This window comes from Paenarthrobacter sp. YJN-5 (genome assembly GCF_015040095.1).
Lineage (GTDB): Bacteria > Actinomycetota > Actinomycetes > Actinomycetales > Micrococcaceae > Arthrobacter > Arthrobacter ureafaciens.
Genome location: NZ_CP053544.1, coordinates 3712409 through 3726956, shown reverse-complemented (window position 1 = coordinate 3726956; position 14548 = coordinate 3712409). Strand labels below are relative to the sequence as shown.

At 61.2% G+C, this 14548-nt stretch carries 6 protein-coding genes and 1 rRNA gene; 6 read left to right on the top strand and 1 reads right to left on the bottom strand.

The annotated features are described in order from the left end of the window. The first annotated feature begins 591 nt into the window (after positions 1 to 591). The gene (locus tag HMI59_RS17240; protein ID WP_193591993.1) at positions 592 to 1164 is read left to right on the top strand and encodes a matrixin family metalloprotease; all 573 of its coding nucleotides are present in this window, start codon (positions 592 to 594) and stop codon (positions 1162 to 1164) included. Beyond that, positions 1139 to 1924, top strand: a complete 786-nt coding sequence (locus tag HMI59_RS17235; RefSeq protein ID WP_193591992.1) for a hypothetical protein — start codon at positions 1139 to 1141, stop codon at positions 1922 to 1924. The genes HMI59_RS17240 and HMI59_RS17235 overlap by 26 nt, the downstream gene beginning before the upstream one ends. A gap of 70 nt (positions 1925 to 1994) precedes the next feature. Here HMI59_RS17235 and glgP read toward each other — a convergent pair whose 3' ends face one another. Then, positions 1995 to 4619 carry an alpha-glucan family phosphorylase gene (glgP, locus tag HMI59_RS17230; RefSeq protein WP_193591991.1) on the bottom strand — a complete coding sequence of 875 codons (2625 nt, stop codon included), beginning with the start codon at positions 4617 to 4619 and terminating at the stop codon, positions 1995 to 1997. A gap of 130 nt (positions 4620 to 4749) precedes the next feature. Between glgP and HMI59_RS17225 the strand changes: the two genes are divergently transcribed. The 4 genes from HMI59_RS17225 (at position 4750) to HMI59_RS17210 (ending at position 14358) form a co-directional block, all read left to right on the top strand. Continuing rightward, a complete protein-coding gene (locus tag HMI59_RS17225) occupies positions 4750 to 6831 on the top strand; it encodes an alpha-1,4-glucan--maltose-1-phosphate maltosyltransferase (RefSeq protein ID WP_370583516.1) in 2082 nt (693 codons plus the stop codon). Then, positions 6831 to 8627 (top strand): maltose alpha-D-glucosyltransferase, encoded by a 1797-nt coding sequence (gene treS, locus HMI59_RS17220; protein ID WP_021474282.1) that lies wholly within the window; start codon positions 6831 to 6833, stop codon positions 8625 to 8627. Before HMI59_RS17225 ends, treS begins: the two co-directional genes overlap by 1 nt. Before the next feature lies 1 nt (position 8628). Beyond that, positions 8629 to 12276, top strand: a complete 3648-nt coding sequence (locus tag HMI59_RS17215) for a 1,4-alpha-glucan branching enzyme (protein ID WP_193591989.1) — start codon at positions 8629 to 8631, stop codon at positions 12274 to 12276. Positions 12277 to 12829: 553 nt separating this feature from the next. Continuing rightward, positions 12830 to 14358: ribosomal RNA gene (locus tag HMI59_RS17210) — 16S ribosomal RNA — on the top strand. Positions 14359 to 14548: the final 190 nt, after the last annotated feature.

Below are 14548 nucleotides of genomic sequence, written 5' to 3'. Positions count from 1 at the left end.
CACAGGTGGGAGCGACGAGCGCTGCGATACCGCCGACCTTGTGCTGGCCGACCGACGCCCGCAGGGGCAAGGGCGTTAACTGCTTGCGGGGCGCCCTGTTTCTGCTTCACACGCTGATCAATACGTGAGGGCTTAAGTGGCGAGCATCCATCATTCGTGACGGTACATGCAGAATATTTCTGTGATAATCCAGTATATTACTGAATATCGATGATTTCCTTCTAGTTTTTTTGCAATTTATAGAATTCCTCAGCTCAAACTGATGACATTGAATGATGAGGAGGCCTACCATCTGAGGGTGTCGTCGGTTCGGAGATCGAGAATCTAACGATTTGCTGCCAACTTCCTACCTGGTTCTCTTCATTTGGGAAGGAAAGAGCCGGGCGCGTATTTGTTTGCGATGGAAGTATTTCTCTTTGTCACTAAGGGGGGCAAGTGATGTATAAAGTCACATCCGATTTTCATGGTCTATTGAATCGACGGTCGCGTATTGATCTCAGGGCTCGAACTTTGAGCTCCGTGCCGGGCCGAGAGGTACGGCAGGCATGCTACTCACGCGGTAAGGACCGTCAAAATGGAATCAGAAGGTCCTTGCTCGCGGCAGTAGCTGCCGTCTTTATGGCGTTGCTGCCCATAGCAAGTGCTAATGCTGCGACCCCGACTTTTGGCTATAGGTATGCAGGTGGAGTCGGTAACGTAACAGCCTGGCTTAACTATTCGTCCGGTGTTGGCAACTGGCAGTGGTATATCACGAATGCGGCAAATAACTGGATGTACCCGGGCTGGGACAACCCCGTTTACATTAGCTTCACCAGCAGTAACATGGGATCAAAACTCGATTTTCATCAACACAACGATGCCTACTTTGGTGGAACGCACGATGTCCTTGCCTGGACAGCATTCTTCTCGAGTACCGGGGGTGTAGTTGATCCTTCGTCATCAAATTGGACCTATGCAGAAGTTCACATAAATAATGATGTGTACAGTTCACCAGGAACTAGCAATGAGGCGGCCCTAGGTACAACGATTCATGAGATCGGACATGCATTTGGCCTGGCGCATTATAATGCGAATCCCTTTAGCGTTATGTGTCAAACAGCGGCTGGTCGAGTGGTCCAGCGAGTCACAGTAGTTGATAATGACGCAGTCAATATTCTGTATTAGAAAAATGGGGGAATTTTTCATGTCGAACTCACCAAAAATTCTGGTTCTTCTCTTACTCATCGTATCGGTGTCCGGCGTAGCGTCGTGTGCGGCAAACCCGGGTGCTGGACAGCTTTCCGGCTCTCATCAGGTGTCCCAATTGGTAGGGCAGAACTCCAACGATGCCTACGCCGACATCCCGCCGGACCAGATACGACAGGCTGGCACCGAGGTGGACTTCCTCTGGGATCCGAAGGACCCCTTCTACGGGTTCAACAAGTACCCCGTCGTTGCACGGGTGCACATAGACTCAATCGACGGTGGCCGGACTTCCAGCCCGGTGTCAGAGCAGCCTGTCTTCCCGCAGACGTTCGGGAAGATGTCAGTCCGCGAGGTTTACAAGGGAGACCTTAAGCCGGGTACCCAGCTCGCGTACTCACGGGTGGGCGGGACAGTGACCTATGACGATTATTGGAACAGCCTAAACAAAGAACAGCAGGAGAAGATTCTGCAGCTCAATCGGGGTCAGAAGCCAACTGACTCAAAATATGTCCAAGCTAAAATCACGGACGATATTGATATCGAAGTGGGGAAAGAATACGTCGCACTTCTGTTGCCTCAAGCTCCAAAAGACAACAGTCACAGCGAGTATGCCATCACGGGGTATCAGTTTGGTCTGAGGGAGATACGGGGAACAGGCTCGGATTCCACGATTCTGAATAACGAGACGCACACCTGGGAAGGTCTCTCCACGATGGTCGAGGTGCCGTCTCAGCGCTAAAACGAGGCTGGCCCGCTTCCGAACAATGGAAATGCGGGCCAGCGACGTGTTGGGCCTATGGGTCTATTTACTAAGCGTTCGCGATCAACCCAAGTTCAGCCTTGGAAGCCAACGCTGAATGCTTCGGGAACACCCGAACGGTGTAGCCGAAGGAGCCTGAGCGGTTGATGACCAGCGATCCGTGGAAGAGATGGCGTCCGTGGCCGAGGTCTTCCTTGGGGTCCAGTTCGGCAACCACAATGTCTTCGAGTTCATCGCTTTCTTCGGCCCGTCCGAAGGCCACCTCCACGGCGACGTCTTCGGGTGCGAGGTTGTTCAGGGCGATGTACGCGTTGACCTGGAGGGTGTCGCCTACTTGGGGTTCCTCGGAGAGACCCACCGAATCGACGTGTTCCACTACAACCTCGGGCCAGGCGTTCCGGACCTTGGTGGTCCAGGCTGCGAGTTCCTTCGCCTCCCTGTACGAGTCCGCAGAGGCCCTCCGACCGGACACGGCTGCCGGGCAGTAGAGGTTGTTGACGTAGTCGTGGAGCATGCGTTCGGCGGAGACAGCCGGACCGAGGTTGGCCAGGGTGTGCTTGATCATCGAAACCCAATGGGTGGGGATCTTCTCCGTGCTGGACTCGGAAGGCCCTGCAGCCCCGGCACCTTGGGACACGGTGGTGCCATAGAAACGGGGTGCTACCTGGGTTTCGAGGAGCTCGTAGAGGGCTGCGGCTTCGATGTCGTCACGTTCGTCGGCGGAGGCGCCGTTGTTGGCCGTGGGGATCGCCCAGCCGTTCTCGCCGTCGTACATTTCGTCCCACCAACCGTCCAACACGGACAGGTTCAGCGAGCCGTTGATGGCCGCCTTCATCCCGGACGTGCCGCACGCCTCCAGGGGGCGGAGGGGGTTGTTGAGCCAGACGTCGCATCCCGGGAACAGGGTTCGCGCCATGGCGATGTCGTAGTTGGGCAGGAAGACGATCCTGTGGCGCACTTCGGGGTCGTCCGTGAACCGGACCAGGTCCTGGATCATTTTCTTTCCTGCATCGTCGGCCGGGTGCGACTTGCCCGCGATGACCAACTGGATGGGGTGCTTCGGGTCAAGGAGCAGGGCCTTGAGCCGCTTGGGGTCACGCAGCATCAGGGTGAGGCGCTTGTAAGTGGGAACACGGCGGGCGAAGCCGATGGTCAGCACGTCCGGATCCAGGACTTTCGCGGTCCAGCCGAGTTCGGCGTCGGCGGCGCCCCGCTTCTTCCAAGAGGCGCGCAGGCGGCGGCGGACATCCTCGATCAGCTGGACGCGGAGTTCGCGGCGAAGCGCCCACACATCCTCGTCACTGACGTTGTAGGCGAGGTCCCAGCGCCCCATCGCTTCGGCTTCCGCGCCGAACTGGCTGCGGACAAGGGAAGAGATCCGCGGGTCCACCCAGGTGGGAACGTGGACGCCGTTGGTGACGGAGGCGATGGGCACCTCGGAGTGGTCGAATCCCGGCCACAGGCCTGCAAACATCTGGCGGGAAACAACGCCGTGAAGCTTCGCTACGCCGTTGGCGCGCTGCGCCAGGCGCAGGCCCATGACAGCCATGTTGAAAACCGCAGGGTTGCCGCCGTCGTAGTTTTCCCGGCCGAGCTCCAGGATCCGCTCCACCGGGACGGCAGGGGCGAGGCCCCCTTCGAAGAAGTGCTTGATCTGGACCGCTTCGAAGCGGTCGATCCCCGCGGGCACCGGTGTGTGGGTAGTGAAGACGGTGGAGGCGCGGCCGGCGGCGAGTGCCTCTTCCCAGCTGAGCGGATCAGCGGGATCGGACATGGCTTCCTGGATCCGCTCAATACCGAGGAACCCGGCGTGGCCTTCGTTCGTGTGGAAGACTTCCGGCGCGGGCGTGCCGGTCAGTTCCTGGTAGACGCGCAGGGCCTTCACGCCGCCCATGCCGAGCAGGAGCTCCTGCTGGAGGCGGTGGTCGCCGCCTCCGCCGTACAGGCGGTCCGTGATGCCGCGGGCGGCTTCGTCGTTGGAGGGTACGTTGGAGTCCAGCAGCAGCAGGGGCACGCGTCCGACGTCGGCACGCCAGACGTGCGCATGCAGCTCGCGTCCGTTGGGCAGCGGCAGGGAAATCTGCACGGCCTTGCCCTGGCCGCCGTCCTTTGCGGGGTGGCGCAGGAGTGTCAGGGGCAGCCCGTCAGGGTCCAGAACGGGGTACGTTTCCTGCTGCCAGGCATCGCGGGAGAGTGACTGCTTGAAGTAGCCGGCCTGGTAGAGGAGGCCGACGCCGATCAGCGGGACGCCGAGGTCGGATGCGGCTTTGAGGTGGTCGCCGGCAAGGATGCCGAGGCCGCCGGAGTACTGCGGGAGTACCTCGGTGATGCCGAATTCGGGGGAGAAATAGGCGATGCACTTGGGCGCGTCGTCGCCCAGGCTTTGGTACCAGCGCGGCTCGCTGAGGTAACGGTCCAAGTCCGCCGCGGCTTCCTGCACGCGCGCCACGAGCTCTCCGTCCGCGGCCAGGTCCTGAAGCTGTTCCCGGCTGATGGACCCAAGCAAGGCAATGGGATCATGCTGCGCGTCTTCCCACAGCGCAGGGTTGAGCCCTGCAAAAAGTTCCCGCGTGGGCCGGTGCCATGACCAACGCAAGTTCGTTGCCAAACGGGCTAATGGCCTGATGGGCTCAGGGAGGACGGTACGGACTGTAAACCTTCGGATTGCCTTCACGAGCGCCACACTAACCGACTCCCATGACAGTCGGAACCGCTTTGGGTTTCTTTTAGGTAAAAGACATGAGCGCGCCGAATATAGGTCGTGTGCTTAGCATTCTGTGATTTTTGTCAGTAACGTCGTGCTTGTGACGAATATCCAGCGAACCAGCACCGCTCTGAAATCCAAGACAAAAACGGACATCACCGACGGACTTCGCTTCGGCCGGTTCCCCATCACGGCTGTCCAGCCGGTGGTGGACGGGGGCCGTTTCCCGGCAAAGGCATTGCCCGGGGAAGACCTCCGGGTTTCTGCCACGGTATTCCGGGAAGGACATGATCAGCTCGGCGTTTCCGCTGTGCTCCTGGATCCCAGGGGCAAGGAACGCCAGCGGGTCCGGCTGGCCCCTTCCCAGGAGGAACGCTGGAAGGGCCTGGACCGCTGGGAGGGCCACCTGACCCCCACCGGTGTGGGAGCCTGGTCGTTCGTTATCGAAGCCTGGCACGACCGGTACGGCACTTGGCACCACAACGCCGAGGTGAAGGTTGCCGCCGGGATCGACGTGGAGCTCATGCTCACTGAAGGTTCCGTGCTCCTCGCCGAGGCGGCAGGGGACGACGCCGGACGCAGCGCCGCGGAAAAGCGCACCTTGCGTGCCGCGTCAGTCGTGCTGGCGGATACCACCAAGTCACCCGAGGAGCGCCTTGCCGCCGGTTTCAGCCGCGAGGTGCTGGCCGCCGTCGGGCGTGTTCCCATCCGTGAACTGGTGACGGTTTCCGAGCAGTTCCCGCTCAAGGTGGAACGGGACCTTGCCGGTCGTGGCTCGTGGTACGAATTCTTCCCCCGCTCCGAAGGTGCGGTCCTGGACCACGCCACCGGCGTATGGACTTCCGGCAACTTCCGCACCGCGGCCCAGCGGCTGGATGCCGTTGCCGGCATGGGGTTCGACGTTATCTACCTGCCGCCCATCCACCCCATTGGTTTCCAGCACCGGAAGGGCCGCAACAACACCCTGACGCCGGGTCCGCAGGATCCCGGCTCGCCGTGGGCCATCGGTTCCAAGGACGGAGGCCACGACGCCATCCATCCTGATCTGGGGACTTTCGAGGACTTCGACGCGTTCGTTGCGCGTGCCAATGAGCTTGGCCTTGAGGTGGCACTGGACCTGGCCCTGCAGGCCGCTCCTGACCACCCATGGGTCGAGTCGAATCCGGAATGGTTCACCACCCGGGTGGACGGCTCCATTGCCTACGCGGAAAACCCGCCGAAGAAGTACCAGGACATCTACCCCCTCAACTTCGACAATGATCCCGCCGGCCTCTCCAAGGAGATCCTGCGCATCGTCCAGTTGTGGATCAGCCACGGCGTGAAGATTTTCCGCGTGGACAATCCGCACACCAAGCCGGTCTGGTTCTGGGAATGGCTGATCGGAAAGATCAACAAGCGCAATCCCGAGGTGGTTTTCCTCGCGGAGGCGTTCACCCGGCCGCCCATGATGCACGCCCTGGGACGGGCGGGATTCCAGCAGTCGTACACGTACTTCACGTGGCGGAACACCAAGACAGAAATCGAGGAGTACTTCCACGAGGTCAGCCACGAGACCCCGGCGTTCTTCCGCCCGAATTTCTTCGTGAACACTCCGGACATCCTCACCGAGTACCTGCAGTACGGCGGCCCTGCCGCTTTCAAGATCCGTGCCGTCCTCGCCTCCACCGCCAGCCCGCTATGGGGCGTCTACGCCGGTTACGAGCTGTATGAGCACGTTGCCAGGCCCGGTGCCGAAGAGTACATCGACAACGAAAAGTACGAGTACAAGGCACGTGACTGGGAGGGTGCTGCGGCGTCCGGCCACACGCTGGCCCCCTACATCACCCGGCTCAACACCATCCGCAAGGACCACCCGGCCCTGGGCGATTTGCAGAACCTGACACTGCACCGGAGCACGGACGATGCAACCGTTGTGTACTCCAAGCACAAGACGCTGCCGGACGGCCGCAAGGACACTTTGATCGTGGTGGTCAACGTGGATCCGCACAGCACGCGGGAGAGCACGGTTTCGCTGGACCTCGCCGCGCTGCAGCTCGATCCCGGAGACTTCAACGACCAGGGCCGTTACTGGGTGGACGACCTCATCAGCGGACAAAGCTGGGAATGGGGCGAACACAACTACGTCCGGCTGGACGCCCACGTTGAGCCGGCCCACGTGCTCAGCATCCGGAGGCAGCCTTAGTGAGTTTTTCTCCGCAAAACCCGAGCCAGTACTTCACTCCGAAGAACACCTTCGAGCTGAACGCTCCCGGTCTCCAGCATGATCCACACTGGTACCGCAAAGCTGTGTTCTACGAGGTACTGGTTCGGGCCTTTGCGGATGCCAACGGTGACGGCTCCGGTGACTTCCAGGGCCTGATCGACAAGTTGGACTACCTGCAATGGCTGGGCGTCGATTGCCTGTGGCTGCCGCCGTTCTTCCAATCGCCGTTGCGTGACGGCGGTTATGACATCGCCGACTACACCTCAGTGCTGGACGAGTTCGGGACCATCAGCGATTTCAAGCGCCTGGTGGCCGAAGCGCACGCCCGCGGCGTTCGGGTCATCATCGACCTTCCGCTGAACCACACTTCGGACCAGCACCCCTGGTTCCAGGAATCCCGTAAGGACCCCACCGGCCCTTACGGAGATTTCTACGTGTGGAGCGACACCGACGAGAAGTACCAGGACGCGCGGATCATCTTCGTGGACACCGAAGAATCCAACTGGACCTTTGATCCCATCCGCCGGCAATTCTTCTGGCACCGCTTCTTCAGCCACCAGCCGGACCTGAACTTCGAGAACCCGGCCGTCATCGACGCCCTGCACGATGTTGTCCGTTTCTGGCTGGACCAGGGGATCGACGGCTTCAGGGCAGATGCCATTCCCTACCTCTATGAGGAAGAGGGCACCAACTGCGAGAACCTTCCGCAGACCCACACCTTCCTGCAGGACCTGAGGCGGATGGTGGACGAAAGCTACCCGGGCCGGGTGATCATCGCCGAGGCAAACCAGCCCCCGCATGAAGTGGTGGAGTACTTCGGAACCGAGGAAGCGCCCGAATGCCACATGGCGTTCCACTTTCCCATCATGCCCAGGCTGTACTACGCGCTGCGTGACCAGAAGGCCGCCCCGATCATCGAGACCTTGCGGGATACACCCAGGATTCCGCGGGGAGCGCAGTGGGGCACCTTCCTCCGCAACCACGACGAACTGACCTTGGAAATGGTGAGGTCCGACGAGCGGGCAGCGATGCTCGGCTGGTACGCCCCGGATCCCCGGATGCGGGCCAACATCGGTATCCGACGCCGGCTGGCACCATTGCTGGACAACTCCCGGGCCGAAATCGAATTAATCAACGCCCTTCTGCTCTCCCTGCCGGGCAGTCCGTTCCTCTACTACGGCGACGAAATCGGGATGGGTGACAACATCTGGCTCGATGACCGCGATGCCGTGCGCACGCCGATGCAGTGGAACCCGGACCGCAACGCAGGATTCTCCAACGCAGACCCCGGCAAGCTGTACCTGCCGATCATCCAGTCGCTGGTTTACAACTTCGCCATGGCCAACGTGGAGGCCCAGGCCGCCCATTCCGGCTCGCTGTTGCGCTGGACGCGCCAGATCCTGAGCGTCCGGAAGAACCATCCGGTGTTCGGGTTGGGCAACTTCCGCCACATCGAGGCCGACCACGAGGCCGTGCTGGCGTACGTACGGGAACTCGCTCCAGGAAATGAGGAAGGGGAAACGGCACAGACGATTCTGTGCGTCTTCAATCTTTCGCAGCATCCCGTAGCGGCCACCCTGGACCTCCCTGAGTTCGCCGGCCGCGGCTTCAGGGACATCTTTGGCGGCCAACCCTTCCCGGCCGTGGGTGACAACGGCCAGCTGACTGTGATGTTGGGGAGCCACGCCTTCTACTGGCTAAGGCTCCGCTCCGCATTTTCCAATCCCTCGTCGCCTATGACGCAGGCGATCCCAGTGGTGTCGACGAAAGGATGAGATGAGCAAGGGAACGTTGGACCCCTCAATTGAAAGCCTTCTGCGCGGCTGGCTCCCCACGAGGCGCTGGTTTCCGGTCAAGAGTCCGGAATTCGACCTGGAGCGTGCAGGTGGTTTCGCCCTTCCGGAACCGGGCGGGGCGGATGCAGTGGAAGTCCTGCTGCTTGCCGTCACTTACAAGACGGCCGACGGCGGCCCGCGGACCGACGTCGTGCAGGTTCCGTTGAGCTTCCACAGCCAACCGCTGGCGGACGCCCCCGAAGCTCTTATCGGTGAGGTGACGCAGCCCGGGGGTGGGCTCCGGCTGGTGTACGACGCCGCCTTCGATGAAGCCTTCATCAAGGGTTGGCTGGAACTCATGCGCGCCGAAAGCACAGCGGGAGAGGGGGCAGCACGCGGCCACCTCGCCGCCGGCCGCCTGACCCTGCCGGACAACCCAACGTCCGTGAAGGTGCTCTCCGGTGAACAGTCCAATACGTCTGTGATCGTGGACGACGGTGACTCGGCGTCCATCGTGAAGATCTTCCGGGTGCTCGCGGCCGGGAAGAATCCGGAAGTGGAGCTGGGCGCGGCCCTGACCGCCGCCGAAACGGGGGAAGTTCCGGCAACCCTCGGCTGGATCACCGGTTCGTGGCACGCACAGGGTGAGGCTGCGGGAGGCGAACTCACGGTTGCCCACGAATTCCTCCGCGGCGGACAGGACGCCTGGCGACTGGCCGTAGAGGCAGCGGGTTCCGGTACTGACTTCACCGCCGAAGCCCACGGGCTCGGAGCTGCCACCGCCACGGTCCACGCAAGGCTGGCCGGGACCTTTGGGACTTCCCCCGGCCAGGAAAAGGGCCCGGAGATCATCGCAACGCTCGCACGGCGGGTCCGGGCCTCGTGGGCTGAGGCGGCAACCGCCGTCGGGCCTTACGACCAAAGGCTTGAAGAGCTGTTGGCGACCCTCGACGACAACGCCGTAGGCCAGCTGCAACGCGTCCACGGCGACCTTCACCTCGGCCAGATCCTCCGGGTTCCGGAGGCCGGAGGGAAGCCGGGACGCTGGGCCATCCTCGATTTCGAAGGCGAGCCGCTCCGGACCATCGACGAACGCAATATGCCGGACCTCCCGTTGCGGGACGTTGTAGGCATGCTGCGCTCCTTCGACTATGCCGCAGGAGCGGCAATCCGCGAAAACGCGGAAGCTGCAGTGCCCGACTCCTGGGTGGATGACTGCGCCGAGGCCTTCCTGGCCGGGTACGCGGAAGTCAATCCCGGAGCCATTGACCGCAGCTCACCGCTCTTTGTGGCATTGTGGCTGGACAAGGCCTTGTACGAGGTGGTCTATGAGTTGCGGAACCGGCCGGGTTGGTTAGCCATCCCGGTCAACGCGGCACGGCACATCCTTGATAACACGGACCGCGGCACGCCCGCGGCTACAGCGGAAGGTAATGACATGACTGGCTCTGCACGCACCGAACGGCCCCGCGTTCCCCGGCAGGTGGATGCCGAGACCTTGGCCCGTGTGGCAGCCGGCGCCCACCACGCGCCCCACTCGGTCCTGGGCGCACACCTTGACGACCACGGTCACGTCACCGTCCGCTCGGTCAAGCACCTGGCCAAGTCGGTGACAGTGGTGACCGAGGCCGGGCGCACCCCCATGGAACACGAAGCCCATGGTGTGTGGGTGGCGGTCCTGGAGCCGCTCCAGCCCGGCCACGTGCCGGACTACCGTCTGGAAGTGGAGTACGACGCCGATTCCGTCACCGTTGATGACCCGTACCACTACCTGCCCACGGTGGGAGAAGTGGATCTGCACCTGATTGGCGAAGGACGGCACGAGCGCCTCTGGGACGTTCTGGGCGCCCATATCCAGAACTACCGCACGTCCTTGGGCGATGTGCATGGCGTGTCCTTCGCCGTATGGGCTCCCAATGCGCAGGCCGTGCGGGTCATCGGTGATTTCAACGGCTGGGACGGCCGGCAGCATGCGCTGCGCTCCCTGGGCTCATCCGGCGTGTGGGAAGTCTTCATTCCGGGCGTTGTAGCAGGGGCGTGCTACAAATTCGAGATCCTGACCCGGTCCGGGCACTGGGTGGAGAAGGCAGACCCCCTTGCTTTCGGTACCGAGGTCCCGCCGCTGACTGCGTCCCGCGTGGTCGATTCCAGCTACCGCTTCAAAGATTCGGAGTGGATGGCTGCGCGTGCCGCCAAGGATCCGCACAACTCCCCGATGAGCGTCTACGAAGTACACCTTGGTTCGTGGCGTCTGGGCCTTGGCTACAAGGAACTGGCCAAGGAGCTGGTGGACTACGTCAAGTGGCTCGGGTTCACCCACGTGGAGTTCATGCCGGTAGCCGAACACCCCTTCGGTGGTTCATGGGGCTACCAGGTCACGTCCTACTTTGCCCCCACCTCGCGGTTCGGCCATCCCGATGAATTCCGCTTCCTGGTGGACTCCCTCCACCAAGCCGGGATCGGCGTGCTGCTGGACTGGGTTCCCGCGCACTTCCCGAAAGACTCGTGGGCACTTGCCCAGTTCGACGGCCAACCGCTCTACGAACATTCGGATCCTGCGCTGGGGGAGCACCCGGACTGGGGAACGCTGATCTTCGACTTCGGCCGGCGCGAGGTCCGCAACTTCCTGGTAGCCAACGCCCTCTACTGGCTGGACGAATTCCACATTGACGGTCTCCGCGTCGATGCGGTCGCCTCCATGATCTACCTGGACTACTCACGGGAAGAGGGGCAGTGGCGGCCCAACAAGTTTGGCGGCCGCGAGAACCTCGAAGCGATTTCCTTCATGCAGGAAGTCAACGCCACGGTGTACAAGACCCATCCGGGAGCCGTGACCATTGCCGAAGAATCCACTGCCTTCCCCGGCGTGACGGCACCGACCAACCACGGCGGCCTCGGCTTCGGGCTCAAATGGAACATGGGCTGGATGCACGACTCGCTCAAGTACATCGCCGAGGATCCGATCAACCGCCAATGGCACCACGGCACCATCACGTTCTCCTTGGTGTACGCCTTCTCGGAGAACTTCCTGTTGCCCATCAGCCATGACGAGGTGGTGCACGGGAAGGGTTCCATGCTGCGCAAGATGCCGGGCGACCGGTGGCAGCAGCTGGCCAACCTGCGTGCCTTCTTTGCGTACCAGTGGGCACACCCGGGCAAGCAGCTCATCTTCATGGGCACGGAATTCGGCCAGGAAGCCGAGTGGTCGGAACAGTACGGCCTGGATTGGTTCCTTGCCGACATCCCCGCGCACCGTGGGCTGCAGTTGCTGATCAAGGACCTCAACGAGTTGTACGCGGCTACCCCGGCATTGCATGTGCAGGACAATGACCCTGCCGGATTCCAGTGGATCAACGGCGGCGATGCCCAACACAACGTCCTCTCCTTCATCCGGTACGACCGTGAAGGCAAAGCCGTCGTCTGTGCAGTCAACTTCTCCGGCGCCCCGCACCAGGACTACGTTCTTGGGGTGCCGTCCGCCGGTGAATGGACCGAAGTGGTGAACACCGATGCCGAAAGCTACGGCGGTTCGGGAGTCGTAAACAACGGCGCCCTGGAAGCGACCACTCCGGGTGCGGATGGTCAACCAGCCGCACTGAAGGTCACGCTCCCGCCGCTGGGCGCTTCGTGGTTCATGGTGGCTGAGTAGGACAGGCGCGGGTCCCGTTCATCGCGACCCAGGTCCGCGGTGACTGGCCGTGCTGCGTGAGGAGAAGGACCCGCATCCATGGATGCGGGTCCTTTTCCTTGAGTTTGCGGGGTTTCCCGCCCGAGTGGGACCCGCGCTCGCGGACGCTTTGCGTTCTGGGCGGAGCGGGGGTATAGTTAATTCCCGCGCTGGTCCCCGAGCGGAGATCGCGATCTGACAAGTTACCGCAAGGAAAACATCAAGTAGCCGCAAGGTGAAAAATGAAGTCAGAATCGCCGATTTGACTCGGAGGAGTTCAGCGGGTACTTTTGAAAAGTTGCTCCGGAGCGATCTGCTGGCCTTTGGTTGGTGGTGGTGCCGGTAAGTGTCTGTTGTTTGAGAACTCAATAGTGTGCCAAGTTTGTTGATACCGATTGTTTTTTGATTGGTTGAATTTTTGCCGGGCCATTGCGCACCCCCGTGTGTGGTGGTTTGGTTTTCAGCTGGTTTCAGATTTGCAGCTGCTTCTTGCCGTGATTTCCGGTGGGGGTGGTTGTGTTTCGTTTTTTGTTTTTGAACGGAGAGTTTGATCCTGGCTCAGGATGAACGCTGGCGGCGTGCTTAACACATGCAAGTCGAACGATGATCCGGTGCTTGCGCCGGGGATTAGTGGCGAACGGGTGAGTAACACGTGAGTAACCTGCCCTTGACTCTGGGATAAGCCTGGGAAACTGGGTCTAATACCGGATATGACTCCTCATCGCATGGTGGGGGGTGGAAAGCTTTTTGTGGTTTTGGATGGACTCGCGGCCTATCAGCTTGTTGGTGGGGTAATGGCCTACCAAGGCGACGACGGGTAGCCGGCCTGAGAGGGTGACCGGCCACACTGGGACTGAGACACGGCCCAGACTCCTACGGGAGGCAGCAGTGGGGAATATTGCACAATGGGCGAAAGCCTGATGCAGCGACGCCGCGTGAGGGATGACGGCCTTCGGGTTGTAAACCTCTTTCAGTAGGGAAGAAGCCCTCTTTGGGGGTGACGGTACTTGCAGAAGAAGCGCCGGCTAACTACGTGCCAGCAGCCGCGGTAATACGTAGGGCGCAAGCGTTATCCGGAATTATTGGGCGTAAAGAGCTCGTAGGCGGTTTGTCGCGTCTGCTGTGAAAGACCGGGGCTCAACTCCGGTTCTGCAGTGGGTACGGGCAGACTAGAGTGCAGTAGGGGAGACTGGAATTCCTGGTGTAGCGGTGAAATGCGCAGATATCAGGAGGAACACCGATGGCGAAGGCAGGTCTCTGGGCTGTAACTGACGCTGAGGAGCGAAAGCATGGGGAGCGAACAGGATTAGATACCCTGGTAGTCCATGCCGTAAACGTTGGGCACTAGGTGTGGGGGACATTCCACGTTTTCCGCGCCGTAGCTAACGCATTAAGTGCCCCGCCTGGGGAGTACGGCCGCAAGGCTAAAACTCAAAGGAATTGACGGGGGCCCGCACAAGCGGCGGAGCATGCGGATTAATTCGATGCAACGCGAAGAACCTTACCAAGGCTTGACATGGACCGGAAAGACCTGGAAACAGGTGCCCCGCTTGCGGCCGGTTTACAGGTGGTGCATGGTTGTCGTCAGCTCGTGTCGTGAGATGTTGGGTTAAGTCCCGCAACGAGCGCAACCCTCGTTCTATGTTGCCAGCGGTTCGGCCGGGGACTCATAGGAGACTGCCGGGGTCAACTCGGAGGAAGGTGGGGACGACGTCAAATCATCATGCCCCTTATGTCTTGGGCTTCACGCATGCTACAATGGCCGGTACAAAGGGTTGCGATACTGTGAGGTGGAGCTAATCCCAAAAAGCCGGTCTCAGTTCGGATTGGGGTCTGCAACTCGACCCCATGAAGTCGGAGTCGCTAGTAATCGCAGATCAGCAACGCTGCGGTGAATACGTTCCCGGGCCTTGTACACACCGCCCGTCAAGTCACGAAAGTTGGTAACACCCGAAGCCGGTGGCCTAACCCTTGTGGGGGGAGCCGTCGAAGGTGGGACCGGCGATTGGGACTAAGTCGTAACAAGGTAGCCGTACCGGAAGGTGCGGCTGGATCACCTCCTTTCTAAGGAGCTGCTAACGGCGTCCGGGTCTGCCTGCATGGGCGGGTTCCGGGGTTGTCAGTGTTGCCCATTGCGCAGGCGTCTGTTCTGCGGTGGGTGCTCATGGGTGGAATATCAGCAAATCAAGTTTTTTGGCATGGCCTGTTGGTGGTGGTGTCCTGGCGTGAGTACGGCGGCCCTCTTTTCGCACTT

Bases quoted from the DNA above. Each gene is read 5' to 3' on its own strand.
- HMI59_RS17235 (WP_193591992.1), top strand. From the start codon at position 1,139: ATGACGCAGTCAATATTCTGTATTAGAAAAATGGGGGAATTTTTCATG.
- HMI59_RS17215 (WP_193591989.1), top strand. From the start codon at position 8,629: ATGAGCAAGGGAACGTTGGACCCCTCAATTGAAAGCCTTCTGCGCGGC.